Consider the following 19,121-nt stretch of genomic DNA (forward strand, 5'->3'; position numbering starts at 1 on the left):
AGGAACCCTCGCTGCCGCCCCCAGCTGCTGGAAGAAGCTCGCTCAAGTCATCATTCGGGGACACGGTCCTGTTGGCTCATCGCGGTGACGAGGGTGGAGGAGATGTGGGCGAGGGCGGGGTCTGCAGCGATGAAGAACGTTTCGACTCCGGCCAGTTCGTGGTTCATGCGAGCCATCGGCATTTCGTAGTCCAGGTCGGGAACGCCGCGGACTCCGCGGATGACGACGTCGATTCCGACTCGGCGGCAGTAGTCGACCAGCAGGCCGCCGGTGTGGGAGTCGACCGTGACGTTGCTCAAGTCAGTTGCTGCCGCGCGGAGCCGGTCCAGCCGTTCCGTGATGGGGAAGCGGCCGGTCTTGTTCGGATTGAACATCACGCACACGACGACCTCGTCGAACAGGAGGGCAGCGCGCCGGAGTACGTCCTGGTGCCCTTGAGTGACCGGGTCGAAGGATCCTGGGAAGAGGGCTCGCATGACCGGAAAGAGTAACAAGCCGCCGCCCCCGGTGGTGAAGTCCCAGGGCGGCCAAGACCCCCAAGATCAAGCGTGGCAGGGAGAACGTCTAGCGGGACGGGACAACCGCAACGTCACACGTAGATCACGGCCACGTGGGGCACGCTCTAAGAAGTCATCTCATTTGGTGAGTCTGCGGTAGCAGATGAGGGTGCAGGCGATGCTGGTGAAGGCCAGGAAGTGTTCGGCTTTGCGTTCGTAGCGGCGGTGGAGGCGGCGGCATCCGGCGAGCCAGGCCATGGTGCGTTCGATCGTCCAGCGGTGGCGGCCCAGCCGTGTGGAGGGCTCGATGCCTTTGCGGGCGATGCGATGTCGGATGCCGCGGCTGCGTAACCATCGGCGCAGGTGGTTGTAGTCGTAGCCTTTGTCGCCGTGGAGTTTGGCGGGCCGTCGTCGGCGCGGTCCGCGCCGGGAGCGAATGGGTGGGATGCCTCGCACGAGCGGTTCGAGGGCCTGGCTGTCGTGCAGGTTGGCACCGGATATCCCGACGGACAGGGGCAGCCCGGTACGCTCGGTGATCAAGTGGATCTTTGAACCGTACTTGCCGCGATCCACCGGATTCGGACCTGTCAGGTCCCCTTTTTCAGGGCTCGCATGTTCACCGAGTCGATCGCGCAGCGAGACCAGTCCAGTTCACCGCGAGAGCCGAGTTCGTCGAGGACCAGGCGATGGAGCTTCGCCCACACCCGGGCCTTCGACCACTCGGCGAAGCGCCGGTGAGCCGTGGGCCCTGAAAGCCCGAACGAGGCGGACGGCAGTTGCTGCCACGTGCAGCCCGACGTGGCCACGAACACGATCGCAGCCAACACCTCCCGGTCGCCGTGCCGGCGCCGGCCACCACCCTGAGGCCGACTCGGCGCCTCCGGAACCACTCGCTGGAACAACTCCCACAGCTCATCCGGCACAAGCCGCTCAACGATCCCCACATCTGGAGCCTATCGAACACCCCAAATGAGATGACCTCTAAGAGGTCCTAACAAAGGCGGTGGACGTGTCGGTAGGTGATGAGACATGTAGCGAGCCCGAGGAAGGCTTCATGGATGTCGTCCCGTCGCTCCCACCGGATGCGCAGGCGGCGGAAGCCGTGCAGCCAGGCGATCGTCCGTTCGACGACGTATCGGAAGGTGCCCAGGCCGGAGCCGTGTGGCTCGCCTCGCCTCGCGATCACGGGACGGATGCCGCGCTGCCACAGCAGGGGCCGGTACTTGTCGTGGTCGTAACCGCGGTCGGCGAGAAGTGCGTCGGGCCGGTGCCGGGGCCGGCCGACAACCCCGGCGACAGGGGGGATCTTGTCGAGCAGGGGCAGGAGTTGAGTGACGTCGTTGTGGTTGCCGCCGGTCAGCGACACCGCGAGCGGGATGCCCTGGGCGTCGGTGACGACGTGGTGCTTGCTGCCCGGCCGTGCGCGATCGACCGGGCTGGGACCGCTTTTGGGCCCCTGCGGGCCGCCCGCACATGGGAGGAGTCGATCACCGCCCGGGACCAGTCCAGCTTCTTCGCCGACCGCAGCTTCTTTGACAGCAGCACATGCAACTGGTCCCACATCCCGGCCTCGTTCCACGCGGCCAGCCGCCGCCAGCAGGTCATGCCCGAACCGAAGCCCAGCTCCTGGGGCAGGTACTCCCACTGGATGCCGGTATGCAGCACGAACAGGATTCCGCACAACGCCTGCCGGTCCGGCACCCTCGGCCGTCCCTCGACCAGCTTCGGCCCCGGCTTGGGCAGCAACGGCTCGATCAGGGCCCACAGTTCATCCGACACGATCCACGGCCGCGACTGACGTTTCCCCACGACCAGACCAACGAGCGGGCAGGCCAAAAGTCACATGATCAACCACTTCTGTTAGGACCTCTAAAGCGATGCCGGGTACTTCGCTCGCGACGTCCGCACCATCGAAGTGCTCGTCGACCGCGACGCCGTCACCTCCGGCGCCGCAGCCAGCGGCGACCCGTGGCAGTACTTCGACCTCGGCCACGGCTGGTGCACCTTCACCTTCTTCGAGCAATGCCAGCACCGCATGGCCTGCGCACGCTGCGACTTCTGCACCCCGAAGGCCTCCAGCAATTGGCCCTTGGTGGAGGCGAAGGAGAACCTGCAGAAGATGCTCGCCAGCATCCCGCTGACCGACGACGAACGCGCCGCGGTCGACGACGGCCAGGCCGCCCTCGACCAACTCCTGGAACGGCTCACCGACGTCCCCACCCCTGCCGGGCCGACCCCGCGCCAGATCGGCATCCCACCCACCACGACGCTGCTGCCCATCGTGGAAGTGAGACAACGGTCGGCAACAACGTGACAGACCCACGCCACTCGAACAATTCCTCACCCCCGCAAGGGATAGCCGATCTGGGCGATGTCCTCTACAAGGCTCGCAAGGTCGACATCGGGGTTCAGTGATGACACGACGCTTTGCGTGAGAGGCCGCAAGGCATAGACGTGACGCACGGCCTGGAGGCTTACCGCCACCTCGTAGTGCTCCTCCGCGAACTGCTGGTATGCCTCGGGCCGGCCGTCAAGGAGGACGTCGAAGAGCCACTCCGCGCTGCCGTCGTCCTCTACCCCCTCCGGCAGAGCCTGGACGGCACCGCACTTCCACTCGATGTCGGCCTGTTCACGCCAGAAGCACACCGTCGCTCGCGGCGTCCCGTCGACTTCGCTGAAGGCGGGCTCTGTGACCTGGGGCAGGAATGCTTCGGGCACTCTGCCGAACAGGCCAGGCCACAGCGCTGGGGGCGTCACCCGATATGGGCTCATGGGCGATTCGTGATCGAAGCCGCGGGCGTAGGCGCCCGCCGGTGAGAAGACGATCGAATATTCATTGCCGCAGCCGTCGCGCATGGAAGCCATCTCCTCCGTCAGCGACCACCGGGAGTCGAACGAGTAGAACCGGGCCTCCCAGTCCGGGCTCATGATGGCATCCACCATGGCCATGGCTCGGGAGCGATCCCGAACGATCGAGATCTCGGACAGCTGGCGGATCACTTCATAGACAGACACAGCCACATCCAAGCCGATCCCACTGACAACGCCCGCCCACCGTACCCACTGCTGCGAAGGCACCACTCCGTCGTCCGCGCCCGTCATCACTTGACACCGTTGATTCCACACAAGGTCGCGGTAGCGGGCGACGGCCATCGGGTTGATCGCGTAGACCCGGCGTCCGGTGGCCCGCAGGCAGGCCACCAACAGGCCCCGGGAGGTCTCGATCGCGACCGGGATCGGATCGTCCGGACTGTCGCCGTGCTCGGCGAGCAGGCGCAACAGGTTCTGGAAGGCTGCTGCGTCGTCGCTGATCCTGAGCTTGGCGAGCAGCCCGGCATCGGCGTCGACCACCGCCGCATCGTGGTGGTCCTCGGCCCAGTCGATTCCACAGGTTGCGTGCACCACGTGCTCCTTTGCAATGCCTTGCCATCCGTTGTCGTCAAGCCGCGGCAGGGTCACCCAGCGACCTAGTAGGACTCCGTTAGGTCTTCGCGTCGGGCCTGTTCGGGAGCATGTTGGGTACGTGGACGCACTTCAAGTGAACTGATTCCGGGCGACGTTGGCGTTATTCGTGGGCGATGTGTTCGCCTCGGTGCCGCGGAAGGACCAGCGGGTCAAGGGCGACTGTTACCTGCGGGGCCTGATGCTGGACGGCCGCCGCAAGTCCATCCAGTCCATGGCCTCGCGGCTGCCGGACGGCGACGAACAGAACCTGCAGCAGTTCGTGAACCAGTCCACCTGGGATCCGGTACCGGTCCAGCGGCGCATCTGCGAGCGGATGCTGCCACTGATCGGCCCGGCGGCCTGGGTGATCGACGATGTGTCGGTGCCCAAGGACGGGAGGATGTCGGTCGCCGTGGCTCCGCAGTACTGCGGAGCGTTGGGCAAGCGAGCCAACTGCCAGGTCGCGGTCAGTGTCCACGCCGCCACTGATACCGCCTCCTGCCCGCTGCAATGGCGTCTGTTCCTGCCCGAGGAGTGGACCTCGGACACCGAGCGCCGGACCGTCACCCGCATTCCGTCCGAGGTCACGCACCGCGAGAAGTGGCGCCTGGCGTTGGACATGCTCGACACGCTGGCCGGCTGGGGCATGAGGCCGCCGGCCGTGGTGGCCGACGCCGCCTACGGCACCAACGCACACCTGCGGTCCGCATTGTCGGAGCGCGGAATCGGCTACGTACTGGCGGTCCGCGCGGACGTGAGCGCCCACCCGTTCGACGCCGAGCCTGTGGCCCCGTCCCGTAACGGGCCCATCGGATGCTGGCCCCAGCCCCGCTACCGTCATCCCGCACCGTCGGTTGCGGACCTGGCCTCCGGCCTCGCAAAGGATTCCTTCACCGCCTTGACCTGGCGACAGGGATCGCGAGGCGAGTTACGTTCCCGCTTCGCCGCCGTGCGTGTCCGCCCGGCGGGCAAGGCCGTCGAGCGTCCGATCAAGGCCGCTGCTTCGGCCGAGCAGGGCTGGTGGGACGGCGTTCTGCCGGACTGTTGGCTGCTGGTCGAATGGCCCGAAGACGCCGAGGCTCCCACCGATTACTGGCTGTCCAATCTGTCGGCCGACACCCCGATCGTCGACCTCGTGCGGCTGGCCAAGGTCCGCTGGCGCATCGAGCACGATTACCGCGAGCTCAAGCACGGCCTGGGCCTGGACCACTTCGAAGGCCGCTCCTGGCCCGGCTGGCACCACCACGTCACCCTCGTGACCGCCACCCACGCGTTCCTCACCGAACAGCGCCTGGCCCCAAAAGCCCCGGCACCGGTCTCACCCTCTACCAAGTGGTAGACACCCTGCAGGACGTCTTGAGGTGCTGGACCGGCATCTTGCACCACCTGTCAACGGCCCCTGCCCAGCAGAACCCTCAGGACACCAAGATCAAGACAGACCTAACGGAGTCCTATTAGTGGTCTGCGCCGTAAGTCCCTCGGGGGTTGATCATGCTGCCAGCGCGGCGGAGGATTCTTCCTGGTGACCGGTGGTGTGCCGGTCGAGTCTGGCCAGCAGATCATCCAGGTCGGAGGTGGTGAACTTCCACTGGAACGGCTGTGCCGTGGCGTTGTAGCGGTCTTCGAACGTTCGGAGCCGGTCCCCGACCTCGGTGAGGTCGGTGAAGTCGTTGGGCGCGACCACCTTGCGCTGGACGACGGAGAAGTAGATCTCCACCTGGTTCAGCCAGGAGGCGTGTACCGGGGTGTGGACCATCACGGCGTTCGGGAACGCCGCGGTGAGGCGGTCGGCGGCCTTCTGCCCGCGGTGGGAAGAGCCGTTGTCCACGATCCAGAACACACGTTTCGCGCTTGCGTAGGGCTGCTGGCTCATGACCTGGGTGACCAGGGCCATGAACGGGCCAATGCCGGTGCGCGGTTCGGTGTGGCCGAACACGCGAGCGTGGTGGACGTCGTAGGCGGCCAGGTAGGCCAGGGCCCCGCCCCGCCCGTAGGTGTGGTTGACACGCACTGCTCTGGCCTTGCCGGGGGCGAGAGTTGGGTGGCAGCGGCAGCGGGCCTGGATAGAGGTCTTCTCGTTGGCGCTGATCACGTACTCGTCCTCACCCAGCGCCCGGCCCTGCCAGGTGCGGGCGTACAGGTCCAGCACCCGGGCGGCCTTGGTGCGGAAGTCGGGGTCGGTGATGAAGATCCAGGAGCGGTGCTGCCAGGGCTTGAGCGCGTCCTGGGCCAGCCAGCGGCGCACGGTGGACGCCGACACAAACGCGGCGATGCCCGGCTCGGCGGCCTCGCGGGCCAGTTCCGGGCACGACCAGCGTGAGACCGGCACTCCGGTCTCGGCGGGCAGCCGACAGGCCAGCGCCTTGACCTCGGCGGCCTGCAGCGGTGTGAACGAGGCGGGACGGCCACAGCGTTGGCGGTCTTTGAGCCCGGGCAGGCCCGCGTCGGCGAACCGGCCACGCCAGCGGCGCACGGTGTCCAGGTGCAGCCCCGTCTCCCGGGCGATCCGCGCGTTGGAGCGTCCGCGCGCGGCGTGCAGCACCACCTGCGCAAGCACCCGCAACCGGTGCTCGGTCCTGTGGCCGTAGGCCATCTTCTTCAACCGCATGCGTTCGGCGGCGCTCAGGGCTATCGGACAGGCATTGCAGACGGGCATGGCGGGCGAACCGATCGGCCGAAGTGGATCACTGGCGAGCCGCAGCCTGCCCTGCCCGCCGCAGGGGCGGAGCCCGGATGTCGCGGCTGGGAGCGGATCGGGCAGGATGCAGCACCGCTGCCGTCCTCCAGCAAGACCTCCCTCGCCCAGCGGATTCAAACTTCAGTGGCAAACGGTCAAGGTGCAGTGGCACACCGGACAGTTGCGAGAGGGGCTTTGGCCGCCTGGAGGGGCGGTGTCTGGTTTCAATCTGTGTCCTATCGACAACGGAGCGTAACTGTGATTCTTCTTGCTTGTCATGCAGGGAGTTAGTCGACCGAAGGGGCGCCAGATGTCCTGGTACGAAAGGTTCGGAGAACTCGACCTTTGCTACACAATTGATCACGACTACCGGAATGGTTTCTTCTGGTCGTCTTACCAGGTCCCGAATTGGGGCGGGAAGCCGCCGAAGCCGCGGCCGAACGGTGAGGTCAGTGTCTGGCTGTCCTCAGCAGCAGGTGATCCCAATTTTCGGCCGCTGGGGTCCTACGCACGCCATTACGGGTCGGCTCAAGACGCGGGTGACGACGTCGACTTCAGCCGCTTCGGGCGGGTGGCGCAGTTGATGATCGCCCCGGTCTCAGGGCAGTCGGGGGTGGTGGCCTCTCCGGTGGACTACCGGCGGTTGTGGCACGACAGCAATACCGGAGCGTACCTCTACGGGTCGGTGTGGCGGCCGGTCCCGCCGCAGGGGTACGTGGCTCTGGGGGACGTGTGGATGTCGGGCTGGGACGTCAAACCGCCGCTGAACGCGATCTGGTGCGTGAAACAGACCGCCGTCCAGGGACACACCTATGTGCGCCGGGCGGAGCTGAGGGAGCGGGTCTGGATGGACCAGGGGACCGGCGGCAACGGCGGGGATGTGGCCGTGTGGCGGGTCGATGTCCCCCCGATCTCGGAGGACCCCTCCGAGCGGCTGCTCCTCGCCCCCAACACGGTCACCACCGTCACGCACTACAGCACTCCGGCACCGACGGACACGACCTGGATCCTGGACGTGCCGGCCGGCGTCGAGAAGCGGCCGGAGCCGGAGGCACCGCCCCTGACCTCCTACCAGGAGCCGTCCAACCCGCAGCCGGTCACCGACCGGATCGTGCGCGTTCCGTTCACGGGCGTCAACGACGAGGGACGCGACCTGCAATGGAAGGTCCTCAACAGCCCGTTCTACCGGCTGCACCGCCGCGTCGGCTACAACCGGGCGATCTTCACGAACAACCAGCACGGCACCCAGCCCGCGCGCGCCTCGGAACAGGTGGTCACCGGCGTCGTCCAGAGCGAGAGCGAGGCGTGGACGACGCTGACCCGCATCGTTGTCTCCGCCTCGGCCGGCATCGCGTTCAAGGGCCTCTCGGTGGGCGCGGACGTCAACATCACCCGTGAGACCGGCTACGAGAAGCGCACCTCGCTCACCGAGTTCACCGAGAGCACCAGGACGCAGGAGATGGTCACCCCGCCACAGGCATCAGGGGTCCTGTGGGTCAAGTCCCACGAACTCCAGTTGTACCGGGTCGACGGCAGCGCGGTGGCCGGGGCCCTGTCATTCCAGTTCCCGTCCTACGCCATCGCCAACTACCCACCCAACGCCGTCGGCCAGCACGTCGAGCCCGCCGCACCGGCCGAGCCGGAGTTCCAGCAGGCACCCGACCTCGACGGGGAGAAAGGCGGCGGCATCCCCGGCTTCGATGCCGAGGAGCTGACGAAGAAGCTGGAGCTGGCCAAGCAGGAGATGTCCGGAAAGCCTTAGCGATTCCAGTGCCCGCGCCGACCGCCGCTGCCCAATGCAGGCAAGGACCGACGCGGGCCATCATCGCTTCCGGCTCGGCGCGTGACCGGCTTCCCGGTCGTGCGGCTATCGCTCACCCGTACACCCTGGCCGCCCCGCTCACGGTCCGTCGAGACGGCAGAGGTCGGCCTGACAGCGAAGCCTGACAGCAACGTGCTGTTCGGAGGCTTCCAGCCCGCTGCGCTCGAACGCGTCGCGCGCTGGGGCGATGGCTTCCTCGCCGCCGCAGCGCCCTCCTGGGCAGGCGGCCTGTTCGAGACCGTCCGCACGTTTTGGCAGGAGTACGGCCGCGACGGCGAACCGCGCATTGTCGCGCAGGTCAACGTCGCGCTTGGCCCTCACGACGTGATCGACGACGCCCGGGCCAACATGCACTCCTACTACACCTTCACCGGCATAGCCGACCGGATGGTGGCCGGACTGCTCACCACGCCGACCGAGATTCGCGATGCGATCGCCAGCTTCGCTGACCTCGGCGCCGACGAGGTCATGCTCTACTGCTACGGCCTCGACTCGAACCACGTAGACCGCCTCGCCGACCTCCTATGACGGACCTTCTGCGTTGGGTCCGGGGCGGCTCTGGTTGGACGTCGGCTGGGAACAGGCAGCCTAGATGATCAAGTCCAAGGGCTCAGTGATCGTACGAGGTGAGCTGGCGGAGGGTGGCTTGTCCGGTGTGGTCGTTGTGCCAGATCACGGCGGTCAGGGCCAGTATGCGCTGCATGACGCGGGCGATGACGCCGCGGGGTGTGCGTCCTCGGTGGTGTTCGAGGTCCAGCTGTCCCTTGAAGGTTTCATTGACGGACTCGATGACCTGCCGCAACGGCTTGAATAGGGATCCGCCGGGCAGCTGCCGTTCGCCCTTGCGGGTTGGTCGTAGCAATTGGAGGCCCTGCTGGGCGAGTTCCCGTTCGAAGGCGCGGCCGTAGTACTTCTTGTCTCCGATCAGGGTCTGGCCGGGTCGGGTGGCGAGGAGGTGTGACTCGGCCGCGAGCAGGTCCAGCAGGGTCTCGCGCTCGTCGGCCTTGGCCCCGGTCAGGGCGAAGGCGATCGGCAGGCCCTGGAGGGTGCACACCAGGTGCAACCGCAGGCCCCAGAAGAAGCGGCTGTGGCTGGCGCAGTAGCCGTACTGCGCCCATCCGGCCAGGTCGGAGCGTTTCACGGTCTCCCGCGAGCGGCCGCATTCCACGGGTGTGGAGTCCACGACCCACACATCGTCGCTCCACACCGAGGTCCTGGTGGCCAGGATCCGGGTGACCCGGCGCAGCAGTTCGGCGGCTTTGCGCAGCCGCTTGTTGCAGCCGGATTGCTGCGGCAGGTACGGGAAGAGATGCCGCAGGTGGACGCGGGCATGCCGGATCCACCTGGCCTCGGAGGTGAAACCGAGCATGGCCCGCATCATCGCCAGGGTGACCAGCTCGGCGTCGGTGAGCTGTGGTGTGATTCCCACGGCCGGCCGCTCTGGAGCCAGGTCCGGACGCGCCTTCAGTAGGTCGTCGGTCTTATCTCCGCAGGCACCCCTTGGATTTGATCATCTAGGCAGAGACGGCCGCGATGGTGGGTGGCCCTGGACATACGGCCACGGCGCCCTCGAGGCCTCCCACGGCACGCACGGCACCGGCTCAGAAGTCAACTCCGAAGGACTTCCGGAGCCGACCACTTAGGCTGTAGATACAACGATCATCAGGCAGCAGGGACGCCCACCGGCAAGTCCGTACAAGCGATCGAGTCGCAACTCATAATCAGCAGTTCCGGGGCGCCCCGGAAGGCCGGCTGACGGAGTCAACATAAGCCCCTTGACGGGCAGGCTCTACCTAGTCGCATCCGGCCTTCCTGGCTGGACGCGGAGTTCACAGCCCGACCGGGAGCCCACCTGTATGCCCGTACTGTAGCGATCCTGATCGCAGCGCTCAATTAGCAGCGAGGGCGAGCAGCGGCACCGGTGACCCGGGGCTGCCGCTCATGCCCGATCGAGCCTGCTTGAAGGGTACGGGCGTCTGACAGGGAACCCAGTCGTTCGCGCGCCTGCGACAGTGAACTTTGTCGTACGAGGCGGACTGCTTGGGATGAGTGAGGCACTTGTGCAGTCCGGTGATTGCGCCTCGTAGTTCTGCCGCACCGTCGCTTGCGTTCGTCGGGCCCTGACGCATCGGCAGCCAGCGCATCTCCCGCTTCAGCCCGCGACTCGAATCTGGGAGGCAGTCTCGAATTCTGCGTCCAAACGCGGTTACGCTTGCCGTATGCGGCTTGAGGAGTCGGGTTCGGTGTGCCTGCGGGTGGACGCGGCGTACTGCGCCGTTGCGGCAGCCTGCGTGGGGGTGTTCGCCAGCCCCCTGAGCGCGGCACTCGAAGTGTCGGCCGGATTCGTGGCCGGCGCGGCGGTGCTCACGGCAGGGTGGGCGGGGTTGCTGCTGCTCGCGGTGTCCCGACTACCGCTGCGTGCGTCACTGCTCAGCGTCTTGGCGGTCAACATCGTCGTGGTCGTGCTCGTCAGCGGGCTCGCGGTAACGCGACCGATCGACGCCGTGTCCGTCCTCCTGCTGGCTGTGGCCGCCGAAGTAGCGGCCTTCGCCGGTTGGCAAGCGGCCGTGCTACGCACCAGCGCCCACTGAGGCGCGCACCGAGGCCCTGCCGCCGACCTGCAACACGCCCTGAACCACCGCTTCGCCCAAGGCGTCCCACTCCACGACAGCGAGGGCGCACACCGGCCTCCAAAACCCGCGCACGAGCGCCGGGACTCCAGGCACTGCCCGAGGCGCAACTTGATCCACGAGCCGTTGCTGGCAAGCTTCTTGCCCCAGGCCCACAGTGGAGGATCCGGCGAGGTGATTCCTCCCAGGGCAGTGCGCTGGGTACGGGTCAGCGGGCGATTGAGATCGCGAAGGGTGTGAATCCGGTGGACCGGATGACGTGCGGGACGAAGAGGATCGCGGCCTCCGTGGCGCGGGCGGTCTGGATCCCGCCGAGGTCGGTGATCCAGTCCTTGTGCCAGCCGAGGTCGGTGAGCAGTTCGCGGACGGTCTGCTTGGCCTGCGGGTCCTCGCCGGAGAGGAACGCGGTCGGTGTCTGGGTGAGCATGGTCGGCGCGGTCATCACCGGGAAGAGCATGGTGTTGAGTGTCTTGACGACGCGGGTTTCGGGAAGTGCTTCCTGGAGCTGTTCGGCGAGGCTTGAGCCGGGGTAGATCAGGTCGGCGGGCATTCCGTCCGGTCCGTCGACGGTGGCGTTGGAGACGTCGACGAGGACCTTGTCCCGCAGCTCGTCGCGCAGGGCGGCGAGCCGTTCCAGGGAGCCGTCGCCCGGGGTGGCGTTGATGACGATCTGGGCTGTGCGGGCGGCGTCGGCGGCGGCGCCCGGCGTACGGTCCGCGACGGTCACCTCATGCCCGGCCCGGGTGAGGGCTGTGGCCAGGTTGCCGCCGACGCGGCCGTTTCCGAGAACTGCGATCGTGGTCATGATGGTCTGGTCCTTCTGTAGGTGCGGGTTGTGGTGTGCGATCAGCGCGAGAGCGTGGATACGGCCTCGGCGTGGATACCGGGCGCGGTAGCCAGGAAGCTCTCGCTCTGGGGGGTCCAGGGGCGGCCCTCGGCGTCGGAGATCCGTCCGCCGGCCTCGGTGACGAGCAGCGCCCCGGGAAGCAGGTCCGCGCGGGCGCCGGCGAACTGCCAGAAGGCGTCGATCCGGCCGGCGGCCACGTTCACCAGGTGCAGGGTCGCGGGCACGGAAGTACGGACGACGAGCGCGTCGAAGAGCATCGCGGTGATCGAGGAACCGACGCGCCGCACGACCTTCGCGTCCTCGTCCGGCCGGGCCTGACTGGTGGCCACGATGCTCAGGCCGAGGTCCGCAGCGGGGGAGACGTGCAGCGGCCGGCCGTCGAGCTGGGCGCCCGCGCCGGTGAGCGCGGTGTAGGTCTCGCCGGTCAACGGCATGTGGACCACGGTGAGCGCGGGCTGGTTGTCGCGCACGAGGGTGGCGGTCACCGCCCACTCGGGCAGGGCGTGCAGGTGGTTGACGTTGCCTTCGGCCGGATCCACGACCCACCATTCGCCGGGCGGCAGCGCCCCGCCGTCCAGCTCGTCCTCCACCCAGGCGGCGTCCGGGCGCAGGCTCGTGAGGCGGGGGCGCAGGATGTCGAGAGCCGTGTCGTCGTTGGCGGCGAGCGCACGCATCAGCTCTTCGCGGGTCTGGTAGCGGACCACCTCGCCGAAGCGCTGGCGCAGCGCCGAACCCGCCTCACGCACGGCGATCGCGGTCTGGGCGAGCAGGTCGGCGTCGGAGGCGGCGACGTCAGTGGTCTGAAGCGTTTCGGACATGGTGGTACTCCCGTCTGAGGAGGGGTGCTGAGGCCGGTCGAGGGCCGAACTGCGCGTTACTTCTTGCGCTTTCGCCTCAACGGTATGCAGCCCCGTCATTAACATCAAATGCATGTCAGGAACGGCTAGGATTACTCGTACGCAATTGGATTTGAATCTGCTCGCCGCGCTCGACGCGCTGCTGGAGGAGGGCAGTGTGGCCGGGGCGGCCGCGCGCCTGCATGTCACCGCCCCCGCGATGAGCCGGAGTCTGGGCCGGATTCGGCGCACGACCGGGGATCAGGTCCTGGTGCGCACCGGCCGCACGATGACCCCGACGCCGTATGCGATCGCCGTCCGGGAACAGGTGCACGAGCTGCTGCACCAGGTCCAGGGAGTGCTGGCACCGAGCCGTGAACTCGATCTGGTACACGACGATGCCGTCATTTGGCATCGACATCCGCACCTCTGCTGATCATCAACTGCCTCCGGAACCAGTCGACCGACGCTGTTCCTGGAGATCGACGAAGTCACGCACGAGTTCACCGCTCGGGGCCGCCAGTCCGGCCAAATGAGAGCCGGCGCTGGAGTCCATCTGGTCGTCGACGGCCTTGGCGATGGCGCCCTCGGTAACGCGTTCGCGATCCAGCGGATCACCGCGGAGAACACCCCCCTCAAGCAGCGCGTTCGTCTGGCCGGCGACGATCTCTCTTGCCTGCGGCTTGATCGACTTGTGTTCTGGAACGGTGAGCGCGTACCGGTCATCAGCGGCGGCGAATTCACGAGCCTGTCCATTGGCGGGACCAGGCGAGTGCGGTGGCGGAAAGCTTGCCGCGTGGTGCGGCGGCGTCCGCGGTCCCCAGGCACTGTCCGCCGTCGAACAGTCCCAGTTCGTAGTGCACGGTGTGCTCGTCGTGTCCGCTGACGGCGATCCCGATGTCGTAGGAGCGAGGGTGAAGGACTTCGCCGAGGTAGGTCACGCGGTAGCGCCAAGGGAGGTATCGGGGGAGCTTCCTGGCAGCGTCGTCTCCCAGCAGACGGTGTGCATAGGACGCGATCGCCTCGTCGTACCAGCCCAGTTGGGCGATGTAGTTGACGTGCCGGTTGAGGTCGACGTCCCCGACGCGGCTGTGGACGGTGGCAGCGGCCGGGTAGTACTGCCGCTCGCGGCGACGCGGGTCGGGTTTCGACGCGATTGCTGCACTGGTTTGAGGCAGTTGCAGCTCCTCAAGGTCGGCGCGCAGTTCGTCCGGCAAGGTGATCGGCCCGGACTTGTCGGCGAGGACGATGGTGGCCTCAGCCGTGGCGACGAGGTGCCCGTCGATGAACATGCCTTGACCGTAGGTGTACGAGGACCGTCCGATCGCGCGGATACCGGTGCCGATCCGGACGGTTGCGCCGACCTTGCCGAACGCCGCCTGCCGTTCAACATGCTGGCCGACAAACAGGATCTGGTACGGCTTGAACCCGCCGTCAGCCGTGAGCCTTTCGAAGCGCGAGAAGCGCAGGCCAACCCGGGGATGCTCGAACAGACGCGACAATGCCACCGTGCTTGTCGTGCCGTCCGGTGCGAGGTCGCCGAACCGTTGCACCACCTGCCGGTGGTCAGGGAAGTCGTCCTCGGCCAGTAGCGCGGCGTTGGACTGTTCGTCGATCACTCGGTCGACTCCAGGCCGATGAGCAGGTCGAGCAGGCTGGCGGGGGCGTTGTCGCCGAAGATCAGCTGGTGATTCTTGTCGGATTCGGCGGCGAACTGGGCACTACGGGGAAAAAGGGCCTGCTCGTACTCCGCAAGGGCGGCTTCGACGTCGTCGGGATGTGCGGCGATGGCTTTGCCGAGTTCGGCGCCGTCGAACATGGCGAGGTTGGCGCCCTCCCCGGCGAACGGTGACATGAGGTGGGCGGCGTCGCCCAGCAGCGTCACTCCGGGAACGCGGTCCCAGCGGTGGCCGATCGGCAGGGCGCTGATCGGGCGCGGGGCGAGGGCGGTTTCCCCGTCAGTGATGAGTGCGGTGAGTTCAGGCGCCCATCCGGTGAATTCTGCCGCGACCTGGGCCGCCGCCGTTTCGGGACTGGCGACAATGGCGGCGATCCAGTCCTGAGGTTTGTTGAGCGCGACGTAGGTGTGAAGAACGGCGCCGGCCTCTCGATGGCCAAGGATCCCCTTGCCGGCTGTGACGGCGAACAGGGAACCGTCGCCGGCGGCCTTGGCCGCTGCGGGGTGCCGCTGGTCGGCGTCGTACAGGTAGGTCTCGATGAACGACGTGCCGACGTACTCGGGCTTCGCGTCGGAGAGCAGCGGCCGGATCCTCGACCAGGCGCCGTCCGCGCCGACGAGGAGGCCGGTCGTCACGGTTGGCCCGTCGGCGAAGGTCAGCTCGTGCCTACCGCCTCCGAGGGGGCGGACACTGGTGACCTTGTGTCCCCACTGGATCATCTCGTCGGGCAGCGAGTTGATCAGAATCCGACGCAGGTCTCCGCGGAGCACCTCAGGGCGACCGCCTGTGCCGTCGTCGGGCTGGTCGAGCAGTACCGCGCCGTGCTGGTCGAGCACGCGCAGGGCCTCGCCGCCTTCGTGGATGATCGCGCGGAACTCGTCGGTGAGGCCGGCCGCTTCGAGGGCGAGCTGCCCGTTGTACTCGTGGATGTCGAGCTGACCGCCCTGCGTGCGGGCGTCCGCCGATATCTCGGCTTCGTAGATGGTCGCGGGGATGCCGTGCAGGTGCAGGACCCGTGCGAGGGTCAGGCCGCCGAGCCCGGCGCCGACGATCGTGACGGGAGTGGTCATGGTGGTTTCCCTTTCGCTTGGGCACCGCTCTACTGCGATACGGTGTTCGCAGTACCGGCGCCACGATAGCACTACTGCGAACAGTGGACGCAGTAGCGAGGAGGGAAACCGATGGACGACGCTCACACGGTGATCTGGAACCGGCCGGAGCGGGCCGCGAAAGGCCCCGCGCCGTCACGCACGCGGGCGGAGATCACCAGCGCTGCTATCGCGATCGCCGACGCCGAGGGCATCGAGGCACTGTCCATGCGGCGCGTCGCCAAGGAACTGGGAACGGGCACAGCCTCGCTCTACCGCTACCTGGCGTCCAAAGACGACCTGCTCGACCTCATGCTCGACGCCGTAGCGGCCGAAGACGGCGGCCAACCTGCCCCCACCGGCGACTGGCGCAGCGACCTGCGAGGCCTGGCCCATCGTTCCCGGGCCGCCTTCCACCGGCATCCCTGGATGACCTCCCTTGCGGCAGGGCGCCCATCACTTGGACCGAACTCCCTCGACGCCATCGAACACGCACTCGCCGCCCTCGATCCCCTCGGCTTCGATATCGACGTCATGATCACCGTCGTCGACACGCTGCAGGCCTTCGTCCGCGGCTACGCCACCGGCGAGCTCGCCCAACAGGAAGCCGTCCGACGCTCCGGAGTGGGCATCCAGGAATGGATGGACGCCCATGCGCCCTACCTCGACAAAGTCGTCAAGAGCGGGCGCCACCCACTCCTCGCCCGGGTCATTCGTGATGCCGAGCTTCCCCACGCGGCCGACAGGGCCGAGCGCGGGTTCGAACTGGGACTCGAACGACTCCTCGACGGATGGGAGGCCAACCTCCCCAACTTTCCCGGTAGTTCAGTCAACAGGTAGACCAGGGCGGATTGCAGGAAATCCCGGATCGACGGGCGTCACGACGACGTTCCGGCGAGCGAGGCCAGGCGCTCCATCTCGTCCACGCCGTCGTTGCAGCACCGCATACCAGCCGCCGGACCTTGGGCCGCTCGGGCAGCCGGATGTCGAACGGCATCCGGGTCTCGTCCTTGAACTGGCGCCGGTCGTAGTCGCACACCGCGCAGACCAGCCGGGCGGCGCGGGCCTGCTTCTTCGACCAAGGGGGCCACTCCGTCGACAGCGCCACCTTGGCGATGACCATGCCATCGGCCCTGGGCTGGAAACCGTGAAGTCCCAGTGCGGGGCGTCCTAGGCGATGTCGGCGACGGTCTGCTCCAGCGACGGCATCCACGGCACCAGGTGGGCCAGGTCCTTGCGCAGGATGCGCACCTCCTGCCCTCGCGCATCGCCTTGCTGTAGGAGAAGGCGAGCCCGGTCAGGCTGCCGGAGCGGTCAGGACGGCCTTGGCCGCCAGCCGGAGATTCCTGATCATCGGATTCGGGTCGCCCTTGCGGCTGACCAGGACGACCTGGCTGGAAGGAGCGCCCTCGATCGGGACGGTGACGAGGTTGGGGCGCAGTGAGCTACGCCGATCGCCGACCGGCAGCACGGCGATCGCCCTGCCACTCGCGACGAGTTCGAGCTTGTCCTCATAGCTCTCGACCGGCGGCACGTCGGCCCCGAGGATCCGGTAGGAAGTCCAGTCCGCGGTCTCGAACGGGCACGGCGCCGCCTCCTCGCCAGCCAGTTCTTCCGCGGTCACCGACGGGCGGTCGGCCAAGGGATGGCCGCGCGGGACCACGAGCATCCGGGGCTCCTCGTACAGAGGGGTGGTGAAGACGTCGTCGGCGGCGAGCGGCAGCGGGGCCCGCGCGATCAGGGCGTCGACGCGCTTGTCGGACAGCGCCCCGACGTCGCGGCAGCTCAGGTACCGGGTGGTGATCTCGGCGTCCGGGTGACGGCGGCGCAGTTCCCGTACGGCGGCAGTGATCACCAGGTCTTCAACGTAGCCGATGGCGATTCGTTCAATCTCGGCTTGTTCACGCACGGCCAGTTCGGCCTGGCGGGCGGCCTGCAGCAGGGTTTGGGCCTGGGGGAGGAACCTCTGGCCTGCCGGAGTGAGCCGGGTGCCCTGGGGTATGCGGTCCAGTAGTCGTGTGCCGAGATACTTTTCGAGCCGTTGGATCTGGCGGCTCAGCGCCGGCTGGGCCACGTGCAAGTCGGCGGCGGCCCGGCCGAAGTGCTGATGCGCCGCCACCACGGTGAAGTAGCGCACCAGCCGCAGTTCCAGGTCCTGTCCGAGATCGTTCACCCTGGCAGCGTACGCGTCATGCCGTTTCGGAATGACTAGGTTGCCGAAACGGTCTTGGACGGCCATACCGTCCTGGGACTTGACTGAAGGAGCAACGTTTCCCCAAGAAAGCGACAGGCGCGATGAAGGCGATCCAGTTCCACGAAGCGGGCGGGCCGGAAGTTTTGCAGTATGACGAGGTGCCGGTTCCCGAGATCGGCCCGGGCGAGGTGCTCGTCCGGGTGCACGCGGCGGGCATCAACCCGCCGGACTGGTACCTGCGTGAGGGGATGAAGGTCGTGCCGGCCGAGATGAGGCCGGCCCTGGAGTTCCCTCTGATCCCCGGAGCGGACATGTCGGGTGTGGTCCAGGCGGTCGCTCCGGACGTGCTGGGGTTCGCCGTCGGTGACGAGGTCTTCGGCATGCTGCGGTTCCCCGGATTCGACGGCCGGACGTACGCCGAGTACGTGGCCGCGCCGGCTTCGGACCTGGCTCACAAGCCGGCCGGTATCGACCACGTGCAGGCGGCTGGGGCGCCGATGGCGGTGCTTACGGCCTGGCAGTACCTGGTTGATCTCGGCCACGACGTACCGTCTCCTTTCACCGGCCAGGTGCACCAGCCGGTGCCGATCACGCCAGGGATGACCGTGCTGGTCAACGGGGCCGCCGGTGGAGTGGGCCACTTCGCGGTGCAGCTGGCGAAATGGAAGGGGGCACACGTCATCGCGGTGGCCTCGGGCCGGCACGAGGAGTTCCTGCGCAAGCTCGGCGCCGATGAGTTCATCGACTACACCAGGACGCGGGCCGCGGACGCGGTCAGCGGTGTCGACCTGGTGGTCGACACCGTCGGTGGCCCGGACAGCTCACGCTTCCTGGCCGTGCTCAAGCGCGGCGGCACCATGCTTCCGGTGTTCTTCGCCCAGTACGACCCGGAAGAGACGGCGAGTCTGGGCATCACGGTCTCGAACATTCAGGTGCGTTCCAACGGCTCCCAGCTCGCCGAGATCGGGCGCCTGTTCGACGAGGGCAAGCTCCAGGTCGGGGTGGACAGCACCTACCCGCTGCCCGAGGCGGGCAGCGCACACACGCGAGCCGCGCGGGGCCACCTCCAAGGCAAGATCGTGCTGACGGTGGTCTCGTGATCGCCGAACTCCAGCAGGCGGTGGCGCACCACGCCCACGCCCTGGACGAGCTGAATGTGCCCGAGCTGGAAGCGGTCCTGACCGAAGACACCACCTGAACCTCCACGATGCCCGGACAGGGAGTGCTCGTCCCGGTCGCCGGGCGCGCGGCGGCGCTCGACTTCATCCGTGACGGGCACTCGGCCCAGAGCGGAAGGGCGCCACCTAGGCAATGTCGTGGTCACGACGACGGACGATGCCACCGCTGAGGTGCGGGCCTATCTGGTGCGGACGAGGAACATCGGCGAGAGCATCCAGATGATCTCGA

At 67.5% G+C, this 19,121-nt stretch carries 18 protein-coding genes and 3 pseudogenes; 9 read left to right on the forward strand and 12 right to left on the reverse strand.

What is annotated here, in order from left to right; all coding sequences use genetic code 11:
• Nucleotides 1-50: 50 nt before the first annotated feature.
• From coaD to AVL59_RS48780, 3 genes are all read right to left on the reverse strand, one after another.
• Nucleotides 51-476, reverse strand: a complete 426-nt coding sequence (coaD, locus tag AVL59_RS21810; RefSeq protein WP_067307031.1) for a pantetheine-phosphate adenylyltransferase — start codon at nt 474-476, stop codon at nt 51-53.
• A 159-nt stretch (nt 477-635) separates the two neighbouring features.
• Nucleotides 636-1,435 (reverse strand): IS5 family transposase gene (locus AVL59_RS48775; RefSeq protein WP_237281881.1). Its coding sequence is split into 2 segments (ribosomal slippage): nt 636-1,097 and nt 1,100-1,435, totalling 798 coding nucleotides; the frame shifts between segments, so codons are not numbered across the junction.
• Nucleotides 1,436-1,488: 53 nt separating this feature from the next.
• A protein-coding gene (locus AVL59_RS48780; protein ID WP_162494774.1) for an IS5 family transposase occupies nt 1,489-2,306 on the reverse strand; the annotation gives its coding sequence in 2 pieces (ribosomal slippage) (nt 1,489-1,955 and nt 1,955-2,306; 819 coding nt in all).
• A 106-nt stretch (nt 2,307-2,412) separates the two neighbouring features.
• Here AVL59_RS48780 and AVL59_RS21835 point away from each other — a divergent pair.
• On the forward strand, nt 2,413-2,811 hold the full coding sequence (locus AVL59_RS21835; RefSeq protein WP_067307035.1) for a hypothetical protein: 399 nt from the start codon (nt 2,413-2,415) through the stop codon (nt 2,809-2,811).
• A gap of 815 nt (nt 2,812-3,626) precedes the next feature.
• Here the strand turns inward: AVL59_RS21835 and AVL59_RS48785 are convergent.
• Nucleotides 3,627-3,899 (reverse strand): annotated as a pseudogene (locus tag AVL59_RS48785) (IS110 family transposase); the annotation flags it as partial.
• A 157-nt stretch (nt 3,900-4,056) separates the two neighbouring features.
• Here AVL59_RS48785 and AVL59_RS21845 point away from each other — a divergent pair.
• Nucleotides 4,057-5,280, forward strand: coding sequence for an IS701 family transposase (locus tag AVL59_RS21845; protein ID WP_079146867.1), 1,224 nt, complete (start codon nt 4,057-4,059; stop codon nt 5,278-5,280).
• Between the two features lie 150 nt (nt 5,281-5,430).
• Here AVL59_RS21845 and AVL59_RS21850 read toward each other — a convergent pair whose 3' ends face one another.
• Nucleotides 5,431-6,597 carry an IS630 family transposase gene (locus AVL59_RS21850; protein ID WP_237281602.1) on the reverse strand — a complete coding sequence of 389 codons (1,167 nt, stop codon included), beginning with the start codon at nt 6,595-6,597 and terminating at the stop codon, nt 5,431-5,433.
• 604 nt (nt 6,598-7,201) lie between these two features.
• On the opposite strand from AVL59_RS21850, the gene AVL59_RS21855 reads away from it, so the two are divergent.
• Together AVL59_RS21855 and AVL59_RS21860 are read left to right on the forward strand one after the other, a co-directional pair.
• Entirely contained in the window at nt 7,202-8,380 is a 1,179-nt protein-coding gene (locus AVL59_RS21855) for a Vps62-related protein (RefSeq protein ID WP_159399992.1), read from the forward strand.
• An 81-nt stretch (nt 8,381-8,461) separates the two neighbouring features.
• Nucleotides 8,462-8,968, forward strand: a complete 507-nt coding sequence (locus AVL59_RS21860; protein ID WP_237281603.1) for an LLM class flavin-dependent oxidoreductase — start codon at nt 8,462-8,464, stop codon at nt 8,966-8,968.
• Nucleotides 8,969-9,050: 82 nt separating this feature from the next.
• Here the strand turns inward: AVL59_RS21860 and AVL59_RS21865 are convergent, their stop codons facing one another.
• Nucleotides 9,051-9,908, reverse strand: coding sequence for an IS982 family transposase (locus AVL59_RS21865; protein ID WP_067307039.1), 858 nt, complete (start codon nt 9,906-9,908; stop codon nt 9,051-9,053).
• A gap of 751 nt (nt 9,909-10,659) precedes the next feature.
• Between AVL59_RS21865 and AVL59_RS21870 the strand changes: the two genes are divergently transcribed.
• Nucleotides 10,660-11,031 (forward strand): hypothetical protein, encoded by a 372-nt coding sequence (locus AVL59_RS21870; protein WP_067307042.1) that lies wholly within the window; start codon nt 10,660-10,662, stop codon nt 11,029-11,031.
• Between the two features lie 247 nt (nt 11,032-11,278).
• Here AVL59_RS21870 and AVL59_RS21875 read toward each other — a convergent pair whose 3' ends face one another.
• Both AVL59_RS21875 and AVL59_RS21880 read right to left on the reverse strand, forming a co-directional pair.
• Nucleotides 11,279-11,875, reverse strand: coding sequence for an NADPH-dependent F420 reductase (locus AVL59_RS21875; RefSeq protein WP_067307045.1), 597 nt, complete (start codon nt 11,873-11,875; stop codon nt 11,279-11,281).
• Between the two features lie 41 nt (nt 11,876-11,916).
• On the reverse strand, nt 11,917-12,735 hold the full coding sequence (locus AVL59_RS21880) for a 3'(2'),5'-bisphosphate nucleotidase CysQ (RefSeq protein WP_067307047.1): 819 nt from the start codon (nt 12,733-12,735) through the stop codon (nt 11,917-11,919).
• Between the two features lie 112 nt (nt 12,736-12,847).
• Between AVL59_RS21880 and AVL59_RS21885 the strand changes: the two are divergent.
• Nucleotides 12,848-13,141: pseudogene (locus AVL59_RS21885) on the forward strand (LysR family transcriptional regulator); the annotation flags it as partial.
• 352 nt (nt 13,142-13,493) lie between these two features.
• Here AVL59_RS21885 and AVL59_RS21890 read toward each other — a convergent pair.
• Complete coding sequence (locus tag AVL59_RS21890; protein ID WP_079146870.1) at nt 13,494-14,372, reverse strand: acyl-CoA thioesterase; 879 nt, start codon at nt 14,370-14,372, stop codon at nt 13,494-13,496.
• Nucleotides 14,369-15,502, reverse strand: a complete 1,134-nt coding sequence (locus AVL59_RS21895; protein WP_067307053.1) for an FAD-dependent oxidoreductase — start codon at nt 15,500-15,502, stop codon at nt 14,369-14,371. The genes AVL59_RS21890 and AVL59_RS21895 overlap by 4 nt, the downstream gene beginning before the upstream one ends.
• Nucleotides 15,503-15,613: 111 nt before the next feature.
• Here AVL59_RS21895 and AVL59_RS21900 point away from each other — a divergent pair, with 111 nt between their 5' ends.
• Nucleotides 15,614-16,360 carry a TetR/AcrR family transcriptional regulator gene (locus AVL59_RS21900; protein WP_067307056.1) on the forward strand — a complete coding sequence of 249 codons (747 nt, stop codon included), beginning with the start codon at nt 15,614-15,616 and terminating at the stop codon, nt 16,358-16,360.
• Here AVL59_RS21900 and AVL59_RS52340 read toward each other — a convergent pair.
• Both AVL59_RS52340 and AVL59_RS21905 read right to left on the reverse strand, forming a co-directional pair.
• Nucleotides 16,350-16,643, reverse strand: a complete 294-nt coding sequence (locus tag AVL59_RS52340) for a hypothetical protein (RefSeq protein ID WP_159399993.1) — start codon at nt 16,641-16,643, stop codon at nt 16,350-16,352. The genes AVL59_RS21900 and AVL59_RS52340 overlap by 11 nt on opposite strands.
• 174 nt (nt 16,644-16,817) lie before the next feature.
• Nucleotides 16,818-17,693 (reverse strand): LysR family transcriptional regulator, encoded by an 876-nt coding sequence (locus AVL59_RS21905; protein ID WP_067307060.1) that lies wholly within the window; start codon nt 17,691-17,693, stop codon nt 16,818-16,820.
• Between the two features lie 122 nt (nt 17,694-17,815).
• On the opposite strand from AVL59_RS21905, the gene AVL59_RS21910 reads away from it, so the two are divergent.
• Both AVL59_RS21910 and AVL59_RS54610 read left to right on the forward strand, forming a co-directional pair.
• A complete protein-coding gene (locus AVL59_RS21910; protein ID WP_067307063.1) occupies nt 17,816-18,814 on the forward strand; it encodes an NADP-dependent oxidoreductase in 999 nt (332 codons plus the stop codon).
• A gap of 249 nt (nt 18,815-19,063) precedes the next feature.
• A pseudogene (locus AVL59_RS54610) lies at nt 19,064-19,114 on the forward strand (hypothetical protein); the annotation flags it as partial.
• Nucleotides 19,115-19,121: the final 7 nt, after the last annotated feature.

Source organism: Streptomyces griseochromogenes (assembly GCF_001542625.1).
GTDB classification, from domain to species: domain Bacteria; phylum Actinomycetota; class Actinomycetes; order Streptomycetales; family Streptomycetaceae; genus Streptomyces; species Streptomyces griseochromogenes.

Excerpts from the sequence above, each read along its gene's own strand:
- AVL59_RS21870 (WP_067307042.1), top strand. The coding sequence starts at position 10,660 with ATGCGGCTTGAGGAGTCGGGTTCGGTGTGCCTGCGGGTGGACGCGGCG.
- AVL59_RS21855 (WP_159399992.1), top strand. The coding sequence starts at position 7,202 with ATGATCGCCCCGGTCTCAGGGCAGTCGGGGGTGGTGGCCTCTCCGGTG.
- AVL59_RS21875 (WP_067307045.1), bottom strand. The coding sequence starts at position 11,875 with ATGACCACGATCGCAGTTCTCGGAAACGGCCGCGTCGGCGGCAACCTG.
- AVL59_RS52340 (WP_159399993.1), bottom strand. The coding sequence starts at position 16,643 with ATGGTCATCGCCAAGGTGGCGCTGTCGACGGAGTGGCCCCCTTGGTCG.
- AVL59_RS21900 (WP_067307056.1), top strand. The coding sequence starts at position 15,614 with ATGGACGACGCTCACACGGTGATCTGGAACCGGCCGGAGCGGGCCGCG.
- AVL59_RS21910 (WP_067307063.1), top strand. The coding sequence starts at position 17,816 with ATGAAGGCGATCCAGTTCCACGAAGCGGGCGGGCCGGAAGTTTTGCAG.
- coaD (WP_067307031.1), bottom strand. The coding sequence starts at position 476 with ATGCGAGCCCTCTTCCCAGGATCCTTCGACCCGGTCACTCAAGGGCAC.
- AVL59_RS21880 (WP_067307047.1), bottom strand. The coding sequence starts at position 12,735 with ATGTCCGAAACGCTTCAGACCACTGACGTCGCCGCCTCCGACGCCGAC.
- AVL59_RS21850 (WP_237281602.1), bottom strand. The coding sequence starts at position 6,597 with ATGCCCGTCTGCAATGCCTGTCCGATAGCCCTGAGCGCCGCCGAACGC.
- AVL59_RS21895 (WP_067307053.1), bottom strand. The coding sequence starts at position 15,502 with ATGACCACTCCCGTCACGATCGTCGGCGCCGGGCTCGGCGGCCTGACC.